Genomic DNA, 19,115 nt, shown 5'->3' on the forward strand with positions numbered 1-19,115 from the left:
GTAATGTCAGGCATATTAGGCTACATCTTTACTTTTAAGCAAACGAAAGCTTAAAAATATGAACAGGGTGCAATAAGCCACCACTAGCAACAGCTCATGCCATACCAGATAGTCTTTGATTTCCCGGAAAATGTATTTAGGATAAGGGGTTGATATCAGATTATTAATTGCTCTAATCGGAAAAAACTCATAAAAAGTATATTGTGCGTAAAAGTGTGAGAGTATTAAAACTCCGATAGGCTCAATAAAAAGTGTATAAAAAGCCAGTAATACGATTGCAAAGCCTGTCTTTTTGATAAGCATACCTACCAGCAGGGCAAAACAAAGAAAGGCAAGTACATCTAGAAAATAGGCGGGTACAAAAAATATCTTCTGCACCATTACATCCAGCCCATATACCGGGGAGTACAGACTACCTAAAACAATACCCAGTAGAAGAATAAAGACAGTGTTTATGAAGGTGAGTAGGAGAATGATAATCAACTTGGATATTAAAAACTCTTTCTTATCCAGCCCATCTATAATGTTTTGCCTGATGGTACGAAAGTTCCATTCGTTACAGATTGAAATGACTACTATAAAACCTAAAAATATCTTAAAGAAGGTAGCTAGGTAAGTCAGATTCTGCCAAATGTCGGCAAAGTCGTAGAAGGGAATCATGTCAGGAGAAATCCCCTGGAAAGAGGCTCCTCTATCGCTAATAAAGTTCAGGTAGAGCATTACGCTGGAGCAGATGAGCCCCAGTATTACAAAGTAGAGTATAAGTAATATCCAAAAAGGGCGGTAGTGCTTAAGCTTAAGCCATTCAATATAAAATAATCTAGTCATGGGTAGTGGCTAAAAGGTCTAAGAACTGTTTTTCCAGGCTTTTAGTCTTTTGAGACAGATAAGAGACATATATGCCCTTTTCGCTAAGTTGCTGGTTGAGGAAACTGGTATTTGCCTCTTGCTCCAGCTTCAATTTAAAAATACCGTTTTCACGTTCGGCACTTTTTACAAAATCAAATGTTGAGATTACATTTCGTAATTGCTCCATATCTGCTGCGGCGACCTCTACAGTATCGGTACCGCCTAAAGCCTTTGCAACGCTTCCGCTGTAAATTTTCTTACCCTTTTTAAGAACGGCAAAGTGCGTACAGACTTTCTGTACTTCGTCTAGCAGGTGACTGGCCAGAATAATTGTTTTGCCCTGAGTTGCAATATCTACAATCAGGCGTCGGATTTCTGCAATGCCCTGGGGGTCCAGTCCATTAGTAGGCTCGTCCAGTATCATTACTTTGGGGTCAGAGAGTAGGGCAGAAGCTATGGCTAACCTTTGTTTCATACCTAAAGAGTATTGCTTAAAAGGATCATCTTTACGTTCATGCAGGTCTACAATTTCAAGCACTCTGGGTATACGCGTATAGCTTACATTTTTAATTGTGGCTACAATTTTAAGGTTTGCTACTGCTGAAAGGTAGGGATAAAAGGTAGGGCTCTCCAGTATGGCTCCTATTTGCTTACGAACTGCTGCTGAACCTGGGAGGCCAAACCACTGGTAGCTTCCTCCATCATGTCTGACTACATCTAAAAGTATACCCAGGGTAGTTGACTTACCACTACCATTCGGGCCCAAAATGCCAAAAACCGACCCTTCTTCAACTTCTAGTGAGAGACCGTTAACTGCATGTACCTTGCCGTAGTGCTTGTGCAGATTGTCTATGGTTAGTATGTTACTCAAAGCCTTTTAATTTAATGCTCTTCCTGATGATCAGTTTGTGTGAGGCTGGCCACATTAGCAATGCCACTAAAGTTAAAGCCATTTTGAATTAAACTTATTAAAGCATTAAGATCAGGGTGACCTTGCAGATCAAAAAGCATAAGAGAAGTATTATTGTTTACCATAGACACATAGGCTTCTGGTGCTTTACCTTTGGCATATACGTATATCTGGGTACCCTTATCTTCCATCATAAAAAGCTCTTCGTATTGTTCTGCTGTCAACTGCTTCTGTACTTCCAGAATGTCTCTTTTATTGAAAGAGCTGCTGCCTTTGTCAAAAGTGAGAAAGCTTAGTTTTTTAATGTCTCTTACCAGTTGATAAAATTCAGGGTTCTGTTCCAAGTTCAGCATTCTAAGCGTGCTGGGATAAAAATACATAGAAGCTGAAGGGTTATTTTTAAGAATAAATTGCTTCACGGTTTCACTTTGAGCCTGTAACTGAGAGCTTAAAAGCAATACAGTAGTGGTAAGGAAAAGTGCTTTCATGGGGTAGGGGTTCATGTTGGGTAGTAAAAATTAATAGCCCTGCCCATAGGTTAGCAGCAGGGCTGAAAGCAAAGCTTAGTTTTTACCTTCATCAATATTTTCAAGGTATTGCATGCCATTGATTTTCATCCCTTTGGATAGTTTTGAGATTTGCTTCAGGTCAATTTCTCCAAAGAGGCTCATTGCTATAAATTTATAGTCGCCTCCTACAAGCATGAGTAACTCGCTTATTTTTCCACCCTCTTCCTGTATTAAAAATACCATATCATCTTTACCGTCTCGTATAGACATGAGCTCTTCCATATTACTTTTCTGTATACTGGCTTTGGCTTCGCGGTAATATTTAGAAGCATTGTTAATACTATCTGCTGCCAGTATTCTAAGACCTTTCAGTTTGCTAATAGCCTGAGCCATCTCTTTGGTATCGGGGTCATCCGGTTCAAACTCAGTAAAAAGGTTAAACATTTTGCTATTTACCGTAACTTTGGTAAAGGCTTCATTGTCGGCATATTTATCAAAAAGGCTTGCTATGGAAGAGTTTTGAGCCTGCACTGCGAAGGCAATTAACTGCATAGCTATAATGGTGATGATTAACTTTTTCATTTTTTGTTTTCTTTAATTTTTTCCTGAGCTTCGCTAAAGCTTTCAAGTTTTTCCAAATGTTGGGTTCCTTCGTTCATAATGCTGGATACCAGTAGTAACGCCTGCCGGGTTTGTTCATAGGCAAGCTGAGGGTCCTCATAAGTGTTCTCCGTATAAGCAAGGTCAGGTTGTACTTGTGAACTATTAGAGCTGAATAGCCAAATTCCTGAAATGACCAATACGCTGATGGCAGCAGCCATATTGAAGACCTTACGGTACCTACTGAAGCTGAAAGCAGAACTGCGCTCTATTTTACCAAGTAGTTCATCGTCAAAATGATCATCCAGATAGGAGTGCTCACTCTCCCTGCTAAAGCTACGAAACAACTGCGCTGTCGCTTGCAAGTGTGCAGGCACCTCCTGTGTATTGAAGTAATGCTTTAGCTGCTCTTCTTCCTGCAGGCTAGTAGCACCTTCCCAGTATTTGTCCAGTAGTTGCTCAATTTTTAGTAATTCCATAAGCATTAATGCTTTGCAGATTTTTTTTCAGGTTTTGTCTTGCTCTAAACAAGTTGATCTTCACTTGCCCCAGGCTCACGTCTAGCTGTTCGCTGATTTCGTCGTAGGTGTAGCCTTCAACGTCTCTTAGCTGAATCACCTGCTGCTGTAGCAGAGGCAGGTGGCGCATAAATTTCTGGAGGCTATTCATGGTATCCTGAGTTTCGGCACTCTCGTAGGGTGACTGAGCACTATAGCTTAGCCTTAGCCCATCGTCAAGTACGTCTGTTTTACTGTAGTGTCCGGACTTCAGTTTATTCAATGAAATGTTACGGGTGAGTTGCATACACCAGGCCTCTATGCTGCGGTATACGTGCAGCTCTTCGCGGCGGTCCCAGGCTTTAATCAATACCTCCTGCACTACATCTTTGGCTTCGTCTTCGTTGCCCAGGTAGCGGAGAGCAAAGCGGTAAAGCTTATTCTTGACCGGCAGGACCTTATGTTTAAACTCTTCCAGTAGCATATTCAGAGGCAAGACAAGTGAGTGAAAGGAAAGTTACAGAGAAAATAAAAAATATATTAATAAAGTTGATGAGAGTATAGACATAAAGAAAAAGCCCGATGGATATTATCCACCGGGCTTGGTTTTGAGTATTTTGCTATCTATGCGTTACTACTTTCTTCTTTGGCTTTATACTCCTGTATTAATTCTTCGTACTCCTGCGTTTTGCGCTGCATTTCTTCCTGAGTTGCCTGAAGCTCCTCCATGTTCTGGCGCATTTCTTCTTCCTGAGCACGCATCTCTTCAGCCTGTTCCTGAGATTGCTGAAGCAAAACTCTGGTTTTTTCATTGGTTTTTACCGTTGAAAGAGCAGAGGCTATAATCTCGCCCAGACTTTCAACAAATCTGATCTGGTAATCTTCAAACTCATGAAATGAAGCGATCTCTATAATACCCATTACCACATCATTGTATTTAAGCGGGACAATCAGAATACTGCTCGGAAGAGCTTTCCCTAAACCTGAAGTGATGTTGATGTACTCTTCAGGAATCTCGGTAAGATAAATTGTATCTGCTTCCAGAAATGCCTGACCTACCAGGCCTTCACCTGCTGCTATAGTTTTTTTTAGGAATTTTTTTCTATCGTAAGCGTAGCAGGCTACCAATTCCAATATTGCTTCTTCGCCTTCTCCCTCGCTCAACACAAAGAGGCCGGCCTGATTGGCTTTAAGGTACTGTACTACATTAGTAACCAGTTTATCACCTAACTGATCTGTATCCTGCTGGAACTTACGAGTAATTTCGGCTACTATTGATAACCCCTCAGTTGTCCACAGTCTTCGCTGGTCTTCTTCTTTTACTTTTTTCATCTGCTCACGCATCTGTACCAACTCACCTGCAAGGTTCTCTTTATTGTAAATCTCATTCTCTTTACTCAAGCCGGTCCATTGAACGCCATAATCACCAGAGGTGATTTTCTTTACAAAGTCTGCAGCAAGGCGAAGGTTACCCACAATGTTATCAATAACTTTCTGCTCATTAAGCTCCTCATCATTTTCCGTACCCTGGTCAAATATATATTTTTTGTTACTGGCGCTTAACTCATCAAAAAGCTGCTTTCTTTCCTGTTCTGTTTTTCTGATGCGAATAAGTACCAGAACAAGTGTTGGAATACCAAGCAGTAGCAGCAGCCACTGGACATATCCAATCAGCCGGATGAATAGTGAGGATTTTGCAGAAGCTTTTAGTAGAATTTCTTCTTCGTAGGTATTTACCTTGGCAGTAATGCGACCATAATCCTGCATAAGCTCATAACCCAAATCTTTGTATAAAATAGCTTGTGCTTCTTCAGTATTTCCACTTTTAGTAAGCTGATACATATTCTCAAGCATTGCCATGTAAGCATCTATGTCTTTTTTTACCATAGACATTGAGTCCTGCTCTGCGTAGTTTTGCTGTTCCAGAGTTTCCTCCAGCCTTTTGAGCGTAGCCGAGTAAGACTCTCTTGCAAATGTATATGGTGCGATAAATCTGGCTTCAGGAACAAGCATATAGCCTCTTAAACCTACATCGGCAATAGATACGAAAGAACCAAGCTGCTTTAAGTCTAAAATTACTTTTTGTGCCTGTCTGCTTTTCTCCTGTTCTTCTTCTATTACGTACCGGCTGTAAAATGTAAAGATGGCTCCAGCTACAATCACCAGTAGAACGGTAGAAATGAAGAAATTAATACCTTTTTTGTTAAACCATTGAATGAGTTTGTCCTTCATCATTGAGTCAAAAATGTAAGGGTTAGAGATGCTTAAAAATAATAAGACATAGCGCTCTCTACCCGCTTAAGATGAACTTTTAGGTAAGTATGTAATATTTAAATTAAATTAGAATATATTGTACTATTGGGTTATTGATATTTAGGTAGCTGGGCACCAATTTTAACTTTTATTCTAATTCATTTCTGCCCAGGTAACGGTAAATGATGCTTCTGTATTCGGGTGAGGTTAGCTTCCGGAGGATCACAATATTAAGGTCATTTCTTAGCCTGCTATTCTCTGGTATGGCAAAGCCATAATTACTAGGGAGTATGCGCCTTGGCATAATTTCTATATCTGGATAGTCATTGCTATTGAGCAAATATTGGAGGATTGGCCGATCGTAAATTACTACCGAAATTTCTTCATTTTCCAAAGCTTGAAGGGCTTCTTCTGGATTGCTATATAAGCTGGAGAATATACCCTCACGGTTAAGATATTCTTCGCTATTACTTCCTCCAATGGTGCCCACCTTCATATTGGCAAGATCTTCTATAGACTCTATGTTCTGGCTTAGTGTATTAACAGTAAGCGCAGATGCTATAGCTGCCGTAAGTGTAGAAGTAATAACAATAGCGGTAAACATCCATACGAAAGCCACTACCCGACCTCCGGGCGTAATGGGAGCTTTGTCACCATAACCCACCGTTGTCATAGTTACAGCAGACCACCAGAAAGAACTGCCAATTCCTTTCATTCGGCCGTGTCCAAACATCTCTTTGTTTTTCTTGCGCTCAAAGAGCCAGAGTAACAGCCCAAAAATTAGAATAACAAAGCAGAGTACCCCTGCTGCTTTTACAAAGTCCCAGGACGCAATATTTACTAGTTGTGCAATAATTCCGCCTTGTTCTTTACGGATAGCTACTCCCATACCAGAAGAGAAATATGCGTGAGTAAAATCCATGCGTGTTTCTCTTTCGTCAGTAATTGTGATGGCTCCTACTGCCAGGTCTACCTCTTTGTTAGCCACACCATCCAACAAGGATTCCAGTGTATTGTATTTTTTATACTGATACTGAATACCCAGATCTTCGGCTACCTTCTCCCAAAACAAGATACTAATACCACTATAGACACTATCAGCATTGTCAATGACGAAAGGTACAATGGGCTTAATACCTACTGTAATGGTATCCGGGGGAGAGTAGGGTTCTGATTCTTGTGCAGATGAAAACTGAAAGAAAAAGAGTAGGAAAAAGCTTAGGCTTAGTAAAAAGTGTCTATTCATATCAGAAAAGTGGTTTATTATAATAAAAAACAGGTAAGAGGTACGATTGTTAGCTTGCTACCTCTGGCACAGGTTTCAGCACAGTTAAAAGAAAACTAATGAGCAGCTTTGGCTAATTATTTTGAACAGCCCAAGTTTATACTTGTTAATTAACATGATCTGATACCCATTTTTTTAGCAATTATTTATATCTAATTTTTAAAACTGATTTATGGAAAGTGAAAATACGCATCAAATTGCCGTATTTGATATCAATGGAACGCTCTATCAGAAATCTTCTAAAGAAGAATTTTTTAAATATATATGCTTCAAAAAGGATTATAAGCTACTCAATATCCTTCAGCTGGTTATATTTAAACTCATTGGTAAAGCACGTCTAATCAACCAGACTGAGTTTAAGGAGAACTTTTTTAATTATCTGGATAACTTACCCCCTCAAAAAGTGCAGAAGTATGCGCGCGAGTACTGGTCTATTGAGTTTCCGCAGTACTTTAACAAAAAACTGATGAACAGGGTAGAGGAGTTAAAGAAAGAAGGTGTACAAATTATTTGTATCTCCGGAGGTTTAGATGTTTATATGAAACCACTTTTTGAAGACTTTAAGGTAGATCATCATTTTTGTACTCAGACCACCTATACCAAAAATACCTACAAAATTAAAGGGGAAGCCTGTAAGGGAAAGGAAAAAATAAAACGCTTAAATGAGCATTTTAATGGAAAGAAATACAACATTGTAGAAGCCTACTCTGACGATCCGGAGGATATTCTGGACCATGCTGACAGAGCCTTTCTAGTTAGTTCTGAAGGAAGTATAAGTCCATACAACGGTAAAAAATAAAGTTATTGAGAAAGAAGGTTTTCTGCTAAGGCTGCTGGCTTTATGTGTTCGGTAGAGAAGGCAAGCTGGCGGTTTTGGCTGTCATTTAAAATTAATAGTTGTTGGACACCGTCAAATCTTAAGCTTTCAATCTTAGCTGTAGAAGCATATATAGTTCCCTTTTGATCCTTTTGTAAATCAAAGTAACGAAGCAGGTATTCATTATGTCCTCTGTTGATCTTTTTGGCTAAAAAATACAACTTTTGTTGTTCATTGTGTAGCCAAAGCTGATATGGTATTTCATTATCAAGGGTTGTAAGTGTATGTATCTGGGTGCCTTTTATATCAGTTAGTTTAATAGCTCCTTTGCCACTTTGCAAATCCATCAGGTCAGTAAAATAGATACTATCGCGCGTAGCGTTAAGGCAAAAGTCCTCTACAAAAGTAACGTCATTCCAATGCTTACTACTATACAGCAATTTAGTATGCTCTGTACCCTTATGGTCTACTGCATGTAACTCCCCCGTTAAGCTCAGCCAGATAAACTGATTTTTTTCGTAGAGGTCCAGTATTTTTAATGCCTGGTCTTTTTCAGCTAGGGTATCCAGTAAGGCTTTTACTTCAGTGGTAAGGTTTCCACCCTGCCAGGTAGACTGGCATTGCACGAGCATAAAGCTTAGCAGTGCACTTAAGATAAGGCCGGAGAGCAAAATATTTTTCATGGGGCTTTTCTCTTTTGTCAATATCTAAGTATGAAATGTAACCTATCTACCAAATTTTTTAGAAAATAGGTGTTTACACAAAGTCAGCCCTGCTATTCATATCATTACTGAATTTATTTCAGTATTTTGGTTACATCAAACGCTTCAGCACCTACTAACCTATAGCAATGAAAAAGGCAGTAAATCAGGTTTCTGATGAGACCATTGTAGAATGCATCAGAAACAAGGAAAAGATTGAGCCTATAGTGCGTCACTTGTACGCTAACTATTATGATAGCCTGGCTAGTTACATCAGGAGCAATAATGGAAATGACCAGGATGCGGAGGATACTTTTCAGGAAAGCATTGTGGTGTTTATTGAAACAGTACAGCAAGGTAAGTTTAGAGGAGAAAGCAAGGTCAAAACTTTTTTATATGCCATTATGCGCAACCTATGGCTCAACGAACTTAAAAGACGCAAACGGGCACTGCAACGCGAAACAAGGTATTATGATGAAAATCCTAAAGCCGAAGAAAGTGTGCAGGTAAGCCTACGAGAGAGCGAAGCTAAAAAGCAGGTAGCTGATCTTGTAGCGCAACTAGGTCGCAATTGCCAAAAAATACTCAACCTATTTTATTATCAAGAAATGCCTATGAAAGATATATATCTGGAAATGGGCTACGAAAATGAGCAGATAGCGCGTAATATGAAGTATAAATGCATGAAAAAGATGCATGCGCTACTTGATGCTCATGATGAAATGAAACAACATTTTAAAAACTTATTTGTCAATGGATAGACAAGATTTACATAAGGCTGAGTTGATAGATCGTTTTCTGCATGGCGAAATGGATGAGACAGAACAGAAGGCCTTTGAGTATCAACTTTCTCAGGATGCAGAGCTGCGGGAAGAACTAGAGAGTACAGATATTGCCCGGCAGGGTATCCGGCACCTGGGACTACGTGCGGAAGTAAAACAGATAAGGGAGCAGATATTAAAAGATGCATCAGTACCAAGTTTGGAAGATCACCTCCAAAGTGAAGTTAAAACTCTACCACTATATGCATATGCGTACCGGGTAGCTGCCGGCTTGCTGATCTTATTGCTGGCTGGGCTGGTACTTCAAACGGCAGTAGTGAGTCCGGAGGGTTTGTACAATAGCAAAATGGAGCTGAGCTCTGTTAATGACGTAACCAGAGGTAGAGGCGAAACTCCTTCTCAGACAGCTATGCTGGATGCTTACCAGCAAAACAGATTTGAAGATGCCTTGCAAATTTATGCAGGTATTGCTGAACCTAGTGTGGTTGAACACTTTTTTGCTGCTGCTGCTCACCTGCAGCTAGAGCAGTTTGAGGAGGCAATAGGTCAGTATCAGCAAATTTTGGAAATGGAAGGGAAAACAGACAATCAGTTTCTTTTGCAGGAAGCCTCTTATAAGTTAGCACTGACTCAACTTAGAGTAGAGGCGTACGATCAGGCAATTGTAATACTGGAAGATCTGGATAATAATCACCCTTATTACGATAAGTTAATCTCTAATAGTTTTATGTGGAAACTGAAATTGCTAAGGTTTAAAGACCAGCTTTTTTAGCAGTAAGTAAAGCCCCACCACTACTAACAGTCCTGCCAGCAGCCACCACAACCAAACCTTTGGCGATTCATATATAGGGACTGTATCTCCTATAAAAATAAAGTTAGCCCAGTAATAGGGTGTTTTAAGTAAAGGATGGATCTCATCTGAGTTCAGATAGTCTAGCTTAGCCTGCCTGAGAGCCTGATCTTTGGTGTATCCTTCTTTAAGGTAATGGTGAAGACTGGAAGCTAATATAGCAGTTGACTTATCTTGCGCCTTCCATAGCGTAGTGATAATGTTGGGGCAGCCCGCATAAGCAAAAGCGCGTGCCAGGCTAATAATGCCTTCGCCCTTTACTAACTGACCGTTCCCTGCTTCGCAGGCACTTAAAACTACTAGCTTTACACTGTCTAATTGCAGGTTATATAATTCCTGTGTATACAACCGATAGCCGGTTAAAGATTCGTTATCATCGGGGTAAAAAGCAATAAATGATTCCAGTGGATTATTGTTATCAATGCTGGCATGTGTAGCCAGGTGGATGACACCATAAGAGCTAACCAGCTCCAGAAATAAACGTTTGGTAGCTTGATTCTCCAGATAGATACTCCCACCAATATTTTCTACTTCTTCCTTAGAGCCAAAGAGTAGGTTAAAACCATTACTTCTGATGTTGCCCTCTTCATCGCCGGCAAAAGGAGCCATAGCCAGTACCTGGTCCGACTCTTTGTTCTTGCGGGTGCTGATAGCCTCTTCTAGAAGCTGTGCCGAATAAGCATAACTGACCGCATGCTTATAAAGTAAATACTGATCGGCCTCAGGCTGGTAGCTTAACATCTCAAAAGGGATGTAGTTGAGCTGCCCATCAGGTACAATGATAAGTCTTTCTTTCTTAGCCAACTCTTGCTCAAACGGCAATAGTAAAAACTGGTACAGAAGGTAAGCCTGCTTGTACTGTTCGTATGCCTGCCCCATTTCGTAATCGTAAAGGTGAGCCTGTACCTGTGCAATTGCCTGATAAAATGTAGAGTCCAACGCCTGAGCCTTGATGGCAAACTTCTCTTTACTTAGAAAGAAGGTATACAGACTATCCTGGCCAATAAAATATTCCAGCAAAGCGTCTTTCTTTCCCAGGATATTTTGTTGCAGGGAGTTTACATCTAAAGAGTCTTCCTGATACTTCAGCCTATAATATTTAGCGTCTTTTTGTAAAGATTTTGCGGTTCTGGCCAGCGCTATTTCGTTCTCGTTGAGGTTTTGCTGTAAACTACTAAGTTGTACTGAGTCTCTGGCTTCAATAAGTTGTAGCCTAAGCTGGGCAATCTGTTGCTTTTGCCTTTTTTCAGCCTGTATCAGGCTGTCGCTAAGCAAGCCACTAGATTTAATTTCCAGTTCGTCTAGTATTTCAGAAAGTACTGCTGCCTTACTTTGTTCAGAGTACTGAAAAGCTATTTCTGCATACTGTCGTTCTTTGGTCTGTTTGTACAACTGATAAGCAGTTTGTATGGCCTCTTCATAAACCGGATATATGTTTTGAACCAGAAATAGCTTGGCTTCATCATTATCATAAGTACGCTGAATATAGCGTGCGGTACGAACAGCTTGCTGATAGGTGTGTAGACTTTGCTGCAACAAGTCTCCATTGCTGCTGGCAAGGCTCCAGCGCTTAAGCGCAGCGGCTTTACCTTTTAGTGCCCTGAATTGAGTTAATAGTGATATGGATTGATCTAACTGGCTAGGGTTATTTTGGACAGATAGGTCAGAAAAGCTTAAGTTACTGTTTATTAAAGCAAACTGATAGTACTCTAGTGCCTCTTCATAGTTTTGCTTCTGCAGGGCTACTGAGGCCAGACCAATGTAAGCGGAAGCTAAGCTGGAGTTTTTAAAGCCGAAATACTCACGGCTGGTGTCTATTGTACGTTGGTAAAAATATGTTGCCGAATCACTAACATTTCTTTCAGCAGCTATACTTGCCAGCGTATTGTAAGCATCTAGCAGGATGTAGGGAGAATCACTTTGTACAGCTTTATTCAGGAAAAAATAAGCACTGTCGTATTGCTTTGTATGCCCGTAAGCATTGCCTAATTCTAGAAATATTCTCTCTGAGATCAGCCCATGAGCGAGCAGTTTTCTGTAACTTGAGATCGCCTCTTCGTACTGATAGAGATGGGTTTTGGATTTCGCGATATTGTATGTGAAGCTGACTGTGGCATTCAGAAAATCAACATCATCTTCTTTTAAAACAGAAAGAGCTTTTTCACAGAAATTAATTGCCTGGTAATAATTTCCGGTAGATTTATAAAACACCCCTAATGAGTTATATGCTCTTTCTACCTCATCTATGTTTGGGTAAGCATTTGCAATATCTACAGCTTTTAGATAATACCATTCTGCTGAGTCGGGCCGTTCAGTCAGGGCATGTAGGTTACCAAGAAAGATGTATTCTTTATAAAATACAGAATCTGCCAGCTGAGGTAGTTTTGCTTTTATCTGTATGGCTTTGTGATATGCATTTCTGGCGCTGTCATACATTCTTTGCCCCAGGTAAATACTTCCAATCTTCTGATAGCTTTCTGCTTCCAGAAGGTGATGGGTGTCTGCGGTTTCATAAAGCTCTATAACAGCCTGATAGTTTTTTAGCGCATCTTCATCACTTGCTGCGGTAGGTACATCCACAAAGAATGCTTTCTCTCCTTGTTTATAAAGATCTGTAGCTTTTTGTAAAAGATCCTGTTGGGCATAAAGCTTAGGAGTAAGAAGGAAAAAATGTAGACAAAAGACCAGCAAGCAGTTTTGCGTCAGGGGGCTGTTTAGGTGCTTCATAAGTATTGGGCTTAAAAGAGATAAGCAGCCCATAGGGATGAGCTGCTTATTTGGGTCATAAAAAATTATTTGTCATAACCTCCGGTAGCCAACATATAGGGTGGCCTTTCTTCTATCTTACCGTTATCAAAACTCTGTTTACCTTCAAAAACTTCAAGCAGGTCGGCAGGTATACTTTCCTCATTGGGGAACCAGAAAAGCTGCACTTCCAGGCTGGACTGAAGCTCTGTCTGTCCAACTGTGTAATTAATGGTAAAAATTCTGGTAAATCCAGCCTCTCTGTAATTGACTATAGACTGATCTAAAGTTTCATTGTCAGAGAGGTCTACATTAACCAATGTCTGTTTGATATCTACTTCACCGGTAGACTCATTAATGGCCAGGGTAGGGTCATCAGACATATAGCTACCTCCCGGCACTTCCTGATCAGGGTCAGCATTATAGTAAGGATATACTAAAGCTCTTTCTTCGGGTACCAGACTGATGCGAGTGTCCGGGAAGTCAATACCACTAATAATTAGCTTAGTCTGGCATTGGTACATTCCATCTTTAGACTCATAGTAGATGGTATACTGGGTGCCTGATTCGCTGGCACTTACATCTATTGCCCCATTGCTAGGGTTAATTACTAAGCCGGAGGGTATAGCATAAAACTTACCATCAGTCACTGCTTTCTCATCTACTCTTGCCAGTAAGAAATCAATTTCACCTGGAGCTACCATTTCTTTTTCATACTTCAGTCCACATGCTACAATATCGGGTTCACCAATAAAAATGGAGGTAGTACAGGTCGTTTCTCCATCATCCAGAGTATAGGTGATTGTATACTCCTGATCATAAGTACTATTGTTAATATTAATCTCGCCTGTAGCTTCATCTATGTCTAGTCCAGAAGGAAATGCACTAAAGGTGCCCCCTTCCTGACTTTCCTCAAAGCTGGGTTTAATGAGCTGTTCTTCGCCTGGGGTAGGAGTAAAAGAAACCATACCGTAAGAAAAAGAACAAGGTTTTGGATCGTCATCACAATCACAGAGTTTGTCACAAGATGCAAAAAGCCATAGGCAGATCAGTACTAAAATGCTAGGTTTGATAGTGTAGTGCATAGTTTAGGGTTTAGTCTTTAAGATTAGTGTATGCTGAAGCTGGAAATGTAAACTAACAAGCGATAATTTTTTTCAATTTCGTATGTAGTAGAAATTTCGGATTGGGCTCGCTGATAGGATACAACTCAATTTAAGGCTAATTGCAATTCATTACTAACATCCTTGGGCAGAAATAGCTAATGATACTGCAAAACAAGCTAGCTTTCAGCTTTTGTAAAGCAGAATATGAGAGAAGAACAACTATTGGCTTAGTACTGAGAATGGGGAAAACACATCAAGCGGTAGATATTAATTGCTAAGCTTAATAAAAACTACAATGCCGAAGGCCTACACTTTTAGCTTAACTGAAGCAATTTTGTGCCGTAGAATCTATAGTTTTCTTAAAGCATTAGTATAAGTATTGGTGCGAAATTAACTGAGTATTATAATGTTATAGTTTAATTTATTATTCTATAATTACAATTTAATCTTGGTATCTTTTTATATACTACTTTATCAGGTCTGTAATGCAAAAATATGGCTTTGCTAAAAAATAAGCGACATTCTATAAATTAGAGAACAATACTGGACTGCATTATTTCCTTAAGTATATATTGCTATTTTTTATAAAAATGACAAAGCTTATACATTCTCAATATTTGCTTTTTCAACAGCTTTTCTTTGTCTCTTTTACTTTCATAAGATTAAGTGTTTCAATCTAAAGTACCTCTATCAGCTGCTTTGAGTGTTAGCTCTTTACAAAATGCAAAATCATAATTTTGTAATATCAGAAATTACATGAGCGGTCAGAGTACCGTTTTTATAATTTTTTTGAGTGAATAGCTTATTAACATTGTAAAAGCAAACAAGATTTTTTACCATTTAACCTTTGTCTGATGATAAAAAGTGCTGAGACTAATGAAGAGATTTTAGCCCAAATTGGGAGGGATCTCAAAGGTATGCTGGCAAGAATACGTTCTTGTAACTACACACTGTACAAAAATTTTGAGAATGATCTGGACGAAGACAGTCGTCAGTTTTTTCAAACCATAGAGCGAGACTGCACTTCCATTAAAAGCATCATTCATAATATGATCTCGGTAGACTCTTGTTTTGACGATGATGCAATACAACCTCCCAAAACAGTCATACTTAATGATATTCTCAGAAAAACTGTTGAAAATTATCCTACTAAAACTTTTACAGGTAAGCCAGTAAAAATATCTTATGAAGATATGGATGAAGATATTCCAATATACGTGGACGAAAATGCCATAGAAAAAGTATTGGAGCAGCTTCTTTCTAATGCCTGCAAATACTCTCATGAGAATGGGCAAATTATAGTTAAGCTGGTAAAATATGCGAATGTAGCCAACATATCTGTCTCTGATGAAGGTATTGGTATTCCAAAAAAACTGAGACCTTATATTTTTACTAAGTTTAGTAAAGCTACTCGCAGAGGTACTGGTGGAGAAGAATCTAGCGGCCTGGGCCTGTACTTGGCAAAGCAGGCAGTAGAGCGACATCAGGGCAGCATTTGGTACGAGAGCCAGGAGGGAATAGGCTCTAACTTCTTTGTTAATCTTCCTTTGAGAGACCGTATTTAAGGCAAAAATTTCAAAGTTTTACTATTGCCTATATTTTCCAACTGCTCAAGCTAAATTAATGAGTTAGGGCCTGTAATTCTTGCCTTTTCCCTGAATGGAACTTGTTTATATTTTGTTTCAAAATAACTTGCAATAAAATTAAACAATGTTCAAATGACTGCCAGATTTAAGCTACCCTTTTTCTTAGCATTACTTTCTACTCTAATTTTATCAGCCTGCTCAGGTTCCCAAACGAACGAAGAGGCAAGTTCATCCTTGCCATATTTGGGTAGGCATGAGTACGTAGAAAAGACTGTTGATAACCAAACAAAAGTAGACACCCTTTACCATCAGGTTGCTGACTTCCAGTTTGTAGATCAGGATAGTAGCTTAGTAACACCCTCTACCTTTGAAGGCAAAATATATATAGCTGATTTTTTCTTCACCTCCTGTCCTACTATCTGCCCAGTAATGAAAACCCAAATGCTTAGGGTTTACGAAACCTATAAAGGTAATGAACAAGTCGCTTTCTTGTCACATACCATAGACCCTGAATATGATACTGTTGCCCTGCTCCACGATTATGCCGAACGTCTAGGGGTTTCTAGTAATCAGTGGCACTTTGTAACTGGAGAGAAGGAAGATATTTATGATATTGGTCTGAATAGCTATATGGTAACTGCTATGGAAGATGAAGAAGAACCGGGAGGCTTTATTCATAGTGGAGCTTTTATTTTGGTAGATAAAGATCGCCACATACGCGGTATGTATGATGGAACAGATAAAGACAAAGTGGACCTACTTATCAAACATATTGATATGCTTCTAAAAGAAAATAATAAAAACAGAGAGGAAGCATGAGTATTCGGAGTTGGTTATTTAGAGGGGCAAAACTTTTCTATCTAATATTTCTTTTTTTAGGACTTGCTTGTACTTCACAGAGTGAAAACCAGGCAACCCAAAATCTGAGTTCATCAGATAAAATGCGCTATAATCAATATATCGTGTATGGTCAGCAATTGTATAAGCAAAATTGTAGCAACTGCCATCAGGAGGATGGAACAGGCTTAGGAAAAGTTATACCTCCTTTAGTTCAGGCAGATTATATGCTGAACGAGCTGGGCCGAACTGCCTGTATTATTAAGTATGGTTTAGAAGGAGAAATAGAAGTTAATGGCACAGATTATAATCAAATTATGCCAGCTCATGATGATTTAACAGCTTTAGAAATTGCTCAGATTATTACTTATATCGGCAACAGTTGGGGAAATGAAGCAGGTTATATTTCTGTTAAAGAGACTGAAAGCTATTTGGATAGTTGCAGGGTATACTAGTATATAGTTCTAACAAAAATTAAATTAGTTCAATTTTATAATATTTCTTACAGCTAATAGAACACAGGTACACAGATTTTTAATTCATTATGAATTAGGATTATTTTGAGCTTAGAATAAGTAATAGAGCTGGTTTTTGTATATATTAAATAATATGGCTGTCCATGTATTTCTTATTTATTAGCTTTTATAGACTTCTAATATTACATAGAGGGTTACCTTAAGTGGAGTTATCGTATTAAACAATGAAGGCTTTTTTGGCATGAAAGATAGTGTGATTCTTGAAAGAATTAGTAAAGGTGATGAAAAAGCTCTGGATTATCTGTACAAAAAGTACTACAGAATGATGACTAATGTAGTACTCAAAAACAATGGTACAGAGCAGGAAGCTAAGGATATTTATCAGGATGCACTGATTGTATTTTGGCAAAAAGTCATAGGAAATCAGCTGGTGCTTACTTCTAAAATAAGTACGTACCTATATAGCGTTTGCCTGAATTTGTGGAGGAAAGAACTGGATAGAAAAAGCCGCCTTTCCAATGAAGAAAAAGATGAGATAGAATACTTGGATCAGGAAAGTGAAGAAAGGAGCCACATTATCAGGTCGTGTATAGCTGAATTGGGTGATACCTGCAAACGTATATTAATGTACTACTACTTTGATGATATGTCTATGCAGGATATAGCTGATAAACTAGGTTTGGCAAATACTGAAACTGCCAAAACCAAAAAATATAAATGTAAAAAAAGACTGGACAGTCTTATTAAGTCAAAATATTCAAAAAGCGATTTTTTAGATTAAGCCTATGAAAGACTTTATCTACTCCGAAAAATTTGATAATTATTTGAAAGGTAAGCTTTCTCAGGAGGAGAAACTTGCTTTGGAAGACAAGGTGCAGCAGGACCCTCTTTTACGTAACGAACTTAAGTTACAAAAAGAGATATTCAACTCCTTAGGCGATGCACGTAAAGCTTATTTAAAAAGCAGGCTGGATCAGGTTCCTGTAAATACGGTAGCTTGGTATAACTTCAGTGGCATACAATGGGCAGCTGTAATCTCCTCTGTATTCTTCTTGGCTGGCGGAACCTATTTTTATACTACTCAACAGAACAATACTACAGTTTCAGAATTTATCCCTGAGCGCTCAATAGATATTAGCGGTCAGGTTGGCGAAAATCAGATAGCTTTAGAGTCTCCCAAGCCTGTCTTAAGTGTACCAGAATATAAAGAAGAGAAGCCTGACGATACCTCTTTAACAGCATCATCTCAGCCTATGCTGGATAACACCGCGACGAGCCAAAAACTTGCTGAGGTTGAGAGTGAAGCAGGTACCTCAAATTTTGAGAAGACAGTAGCGTTGCCTCAAATTGTACGACCAGATGTGGTAAGCACATTTACTGAAGACACTCAGCAAATTAATTATGAGGACTTTGAAGCTCCGGACAAAAGCCTGATGCAGGCTCCTGAACGTTTGGCTTCAGAAGTTGAAATAGAAAATGTGGTAGACAGCAAGTACAACTTTCACTATCAGTTATTTAACAACAGATTATATCTGCACGGTGATTTTGAAGGTAATCCTTACAAAATTATAGCCCTGAATAAAGAAGAAAGTAAAACCCTATTTTTGGAGTATAATGGTGGATTCTATAATCTGAAGCTAGAGCAGAAAGAAATTGCACCACTAAAAATCATTAAAGATAGCACAATGATCAAAGCACTGACTAAAATAAGAACACAGTACTAAATCTTATTACCTCTAAACTTTTCTTCATCGCTCAAACCTTCAGGCTTTACATTTTTTGGTGCAAACATAGCCCAGAAGGTTTTATTAAGTATACGAAGGTCCAGCTTTAGTGAAGCATGCTGCACATACCATACGTCCAAAGCGAATCTTCTGTCCCAGCCGATCATATTTCTACCGTTTATTTGTGCCCAGCCGGTAATACCCGGTTTTACTTCGTGCCTTCTTATCTGAAATTCATTGTAGAGGGGGAGGTACTCCATAAGTAGGGGGCGCGGACCAACCATTGACATTTCTCCTTTGAGTACATTATACAATTGTGGTAGCTCGTCAATAGAGTAGTTCCTTAAAAGCAAACAGTATTTTTTTAACAATTGAGTCTTTGCCACAGGGTAGGAGTGAACAGTCCTGAGTTTGATCAGGTGAAAGGGACGGCCATGTAAACCGGGTCTCTCCTGTAAAAAAAATGGAAAAGACCCGGACAACAATAATAGAAGCAATGCAGCCGGCAGCATGATTGGCAAAGTTATAATTAGTGCAACAGTGGCAGTGAGTATATCCAGAAGCCGTTTGCCGGTATACACCTTTCTA

The 19,115-nt window shown here is 39.1% G+C and carries 20 protein-coding genes; 8 read left to right on the top strand and 12 right to left on the bottom strand.

The annotated features are described in order from the left end of the window. Positions 1–15 precede the first annotated feature (15 nt). From PZB74_RS14805 to PZB74_RS14840, 8 genes are all read right to left on the bottom strand, one after another. Entirely contained in the window at positions 16–828 is an 813-nt protein-coding gene (locus PZB74_RS14805; RefSeq protein WP_302237359.1) for an ABC transporter permease, read from the bottom strand. Continuing rightward, complete coding sequence (locus PZB74_RS14810; protein WP_302237361.1) at positions 821–1,720, bottom strand: ABC transporter ATP-binding protein; 900 nt, start codon at positions 1,718–1,720, stop codon at positions 821–823. The genes PZB74_RS14805 and PZB74_RS14810 overlap by 8 nt, the downstream gene beginning before the upstream one ends. Before the next feature lie 11 nt (positions 1,721–1,731). Beyond that, complete coding sequence (locus PZB74_RS14815) at positions 1,732–2,247, bottom strand: DUF4252 domain-containing protein (RefSeq protein WP_302237362.1); 516 nt, start codon at positions 2,245–2,247, stop codon at positions 1,732–1,734. 75 nt (positions 2,248–2,322) lie between these two features. Beyond that, the gene (locus PZB74_RS14820) at positions 2,323–2,850 is read right to left on the bottom strand and encodes a DUF4252 domain-containing protein (protein WP_302237364.1); all 528 of its coding nucleotides are present in this window, start codon (positions 2,848–2,850) and stop codon (positions 2,323–2,325) included. Continuing rightward, positions 2,847–3,347: a PG0215 family putative anti-sigma factor gene (locus PZB74_RS14825; RefSeq protein ID WP_302237367.1), complete on the bottom strand. Its 501-nt coding sequence runs from the start codon at positions 3,345–3,347 to the stop codon at positions 2,847–2,849. The genes PZB74_RS14820 and PZB74_RS14825 overlap by 4 nt, the downstream gene beginning before the upstream one ends. After that, the gene (locus tag PZB74_RS14830; RefSeq protein WP_302237369.1) at positions 3,328–3,849 is read right to left on the bottom strand and encodes a GFO_1088 family ECF-type sigma factor; all 522 of its coding nucleotides are present in this window, start codon (positions 3,847–3,849) and stop codon (positions 3,328–3,330) included. The genes PZB74_RS14825 and PZB74_RS14830 overlap by 20 nt, the downstream gene beginning before the upstream one ends. 140 nt (positions 3,850–3,989) lie before the next feature. Continuing rightward, positions 3,990–5,600: a CHASE3 domain-containing protein gene (locus PZB74_RS14835; protein WP_302237371.1), complete on the bottom strand. Its 1,611-nt coding sequence runs from the start codon at positions 5,598–5,600 to the stop codon at positions 3,990–3,992. A gap of 166 nt (positions 5,601–5,766) precedes the next feature. Continuing rightward, positions 5,767–6,864, bottom strand: coding sequence for a transporter substrate-binding domain-containing protein (locus tag PZB74_RS14840; RefSeq protein WP_302237373.1), 1,098 nt, complete (start codon positions 6,862–6,864; stop codon positions 5,767–5,769). Between the two features lie 211 nt (positions 6,865–7,075). Here PZB74_RS14840 and PZB74_RS14845 point away from each other — a divergent pair, with 211 nt between their 5' ends. Continuing rightward, positions 7,076–7,702, top strand: coding sequence for an HAD-IB family phosphatase (locus tag PZB74_RS14845; protein ID WP_302237376.1), 627 nt, complete (start codon positions 7,076–7,078; stop codon positions 7,700–7,702). A 2-nt stretch (positions 7,703–7,704) separates the two neighbouring features. Here PZB74_RS14845 and PZB74_RS14850 read toward each other — a convergent pair whose 3' ends face one another. Beyond that, positions 7,705–8,403, bottom strand: coding sequence for a hypothetical protein (locus PZB74_RS14850; protein ID WP_302237378.1), 699 nt, complete (start codon positions 8,401–8,403; stop codon positions 7,705–7,707). Between the two features lie 167 nt (positions 8,404–8,570). Here PZB74_RS14850 and PZB74_RS14855 point away from each other — a divergent pair, with 167 nt between their 5' ends. Then, positions 8,571–9,182, top strand: coding sequence for an RNA polymerase sigma factor (locus PZB74_RS14855; protein ID WP_302237380.1), 612 nt, complete (start codon positions 8,571–8,573; stop codon positions 9,180–9,182). Next, entirely contained in the window at positions 9,175–9,975 is an 801-nt protein-coding gene (locus PZB74_RS14860; RefSeq protein ID WP_302237382.1) for a tetratricopeptide repeat protein, read from the top strand. The genes PZB74_RS14855 and PZB74_RS14860 overlap by 8 nt, the downstream gene beginning before the upstream one ends. On the opposite strand, the gene PZB74_RS14865 is transcribed toward PZB74_RS14860, so the two are convergent. Next, complete coding sequence (locus PZB74_RS14865; protein WP_302237384.1) at positions 9,949–12,780, bottom strand: CHAT domain-containing protein; 2,832 nt, start codon at positions 12,778–12,780, stop codon at positions 9,949–9,951. The two genes, PZB74_RS14860 and PZB74_RS14865, sit on opposite strands and share 27 nt — an antisense overlap. A 65-nt stretch (positions 12,781–12,845) precedes the next feature. Continuing rightward, complete coding sequence (locus PZB74_RS14870; RefSeq protein ID WP_302237386.1) at positions 12,846–13,883, bottom strand: hypothetical protein; 1,038 nt, start codon at positions 13,881–13,883, stop codon at positions 12,846–12,848. An 875-nt stretch (positions 13,884–14,758) separates the two neighbouring features. Here PZB74_RS14870 and PZB74_RS14875 point away from each other — a divergent pair. The 5 genes from PZB74_RS14875 to PZB74_RS14895 all read left to right on the top strand — a co-directional run bounded on the left by PZB74_RS14875 (position 14,759) and on the right by PZB74_RS14895 (position 18,527). Then, positions 14,759–15,469, top strand: a complete 711-nt coding sequence (locus PZB74_RS14875; RefSeq protein ID WP_302237387.1) for a sensor histidine kinase — start codon at positions 14,759–14,761, stop codon at positions 15,467–15,469. 153 nt (positions 15,470–15,622) lie between these two features. Next, the gene (locus tag PZB74_RS14880) at positions 15,623–16,309 is read left to right on the top strand and encodes an SCO family protein (RefSeq protein WP_302237388.1); all 687 of its coding nucleotides are present in this window, start codon (positions 15,623–15,625) and stop codon (positions 16,307–16,309) included. A 122-nt stretch (positions 16,310–16,431) separates the two neighbouring features. Next, a complete protein-coding gene (locus PZB74_RS14885; RefSeq protein ID WP_302237390.1) occupies positions 16,432–16,782 on the top strand; it encodes a c-type cytochrome in 351 nt (116 codons plus the stop codon). Between the two features lie 262 nt (positions 16,783–17,044). After that, complete coding sequence (locus PZB74_RS14890) at positions 17,045–17,584, top strand: RNA polymerase sigma factor (RefSeq protein WP_302237392.1); 540 nt, start codon at positions 17,045–17,047, stop codon at positions 17,582–17,584. Positions 17,585–17,588: 4 nt separating this feature from the next. Then, complete coding sequence (locus PZB74_RS14895) at positions 17,589–18,527, top strand: hypothetical protein (RefSeq protein ID WP_302237394.1); 939 nt, start codon at positions 17,589–17,591, stop codon at positions 18,525–18,527. On the opposite strand, the gene PZB74_RS14900 is transcribed toward PZB74_RS14895, so the two are convergent. Then, positions 18,524–19,108 (bottom strand): sugar transferase, encoded by a 585-nt coding sequence (locus PZB74_RS14900; RefSeq protein WP_302237396.1) that lies wholly within the window; start codon positions 19,106–19,108, stop codon positions 18,524–18,526. The genes PZB74_RS14895 and PZB74_RS14900 overlap by 4 nt on opposite strands. Positions 19,109–19,115: the final 7 nt, after the last annotated feature.

The organism is Porifericola rhodea (genome assembly GCF_030506305.1).
Taxonomy (GTDB): domain Bacteria; phylum Bacteroidota; class Bacteroidia; order Cytophagales; family Cyclobacteriaceae; genus Catalinimonas; species Catalinimonas rhodea.

Coding starts and splice junctions, on each gene's coding strand:
- PZB74_RS14825 (WP_302237367.1), bottom strand. CDS start 3,347: ATGGAATTACTAAAAATTGAGCAACTACTGGACAAATACTGGGAAGGT.
- PZB74_RS14850 (WP_302237378.1), bottom strand. CDS start 8,403: ATGAAAAATATTTTGCTCTCCGGCCTTATCTTAAGTGCACTGCTAAGC.
- PZB74_RS14830 (WP_302237369.1), bottom strand. CDS start 3,849: ATGCTACTGGAAGAGTTTAAACATAAGGTCCTGCCGGTCAAGAATAAG.
- PZB74_RS14835 (WP_302237371.1), bottom strand. CDS start 5,600: ATGATGAAGGACAAACTCATTCAATGGTTTAACAAAAAAGGTATTAAT.
- PZB74_RS14880 (WP_302237388.1), top strand. CDS start 15,623: ATGACTGCCAGATTTAAGCTACCCTTTTTCTTAGCATTACTTTCTACT.
- PZB74_RS14875 (WP_302237387.1), top strand. CDS start 14,759: ATGATAAAAAGTGCTGAGACTAATGAAGAGATTTTAGCCCAAATTGGG.
- PZB74_RS14815 (WP_302237362.1), bottom strand. CDS start 2,247: ATGAAAGCACTTTTCCTTACCACTACTGTATTGCTTTTAAGCTCTCAG.
- PZB74_RS14895 (WP_302237394.1), top strand. CDS start 17,589: ATGAAAGACTTTATCTACTCCGAAAAATTTGATAATTATTTGAAAGGT.
- PZB74_RS14820 (WP_302237364.1), bottom strand. CDS start 2,850: ATGAAAAAGTTAATCATCACCATTATAGCTATGCAGTTAATTGCCTTC.
- PZB74_RS14845 (WP_302237376.1), top strand. CDS start 7,076: ATGGAAAGTGAAAATACGCATCAAATTGCCGTATTTGATATCAATGGA.
- PZB74_RS14870 (WP_302237386.1), bottom strand. CDS start 13,883: ATGCACTACACTATCAAACCTAGCATTTTAGTACTGATCTGCCTATGG.
- PZB74_RS14890 (WP_302237392.1), top strand. CDS start 17,045: ATGAAAGATAGTGTGATTCTTGAAAGAATTAGTAAAGGTGATGAAAAA.
- PZB74_RS14885 (WP_302237390.1), top strand. CDS start 16,432: ATGCGCTATAATCAATATATCGTGTATGGTCAGCAATTGTATAAGCAA.
- PZB74_RS14860 (WP_302237382.1), top strand. CDS start 9,175: ATGGATAGACAAGATTTACATAAGGCTGAGTTGATAGATCGTTTTCTG.
- PZB74_RS14805 (WP_302237359.1), bottom strand. CDS start 828: ATGACTAGATTATTTTATATTGAATGGCTTAAGCTTAAGCACTACCGC.
- PZB74_RS14865 (WP_302237384.1), bottom strand. CDS start 12,780: ATGAAGCACCTAAACAGCCCCCTGACGCAAAACTGCTTGCTGGTCTTT.
- PZB74_RS14855 (WP_302237380.1), top strand. CDS start 8,571: ATGAAAAAGGCAGTAAATCAGGTTTCTGATGAGACCATTGTAGAATGC.
- PZB74_RS14840 (WP_302237373.1), bottom strand. CDS start 6,864: ATGAATAGACACTTTTTACTAAGCCTAAGCTTTTTCCTACTCTTTTTC.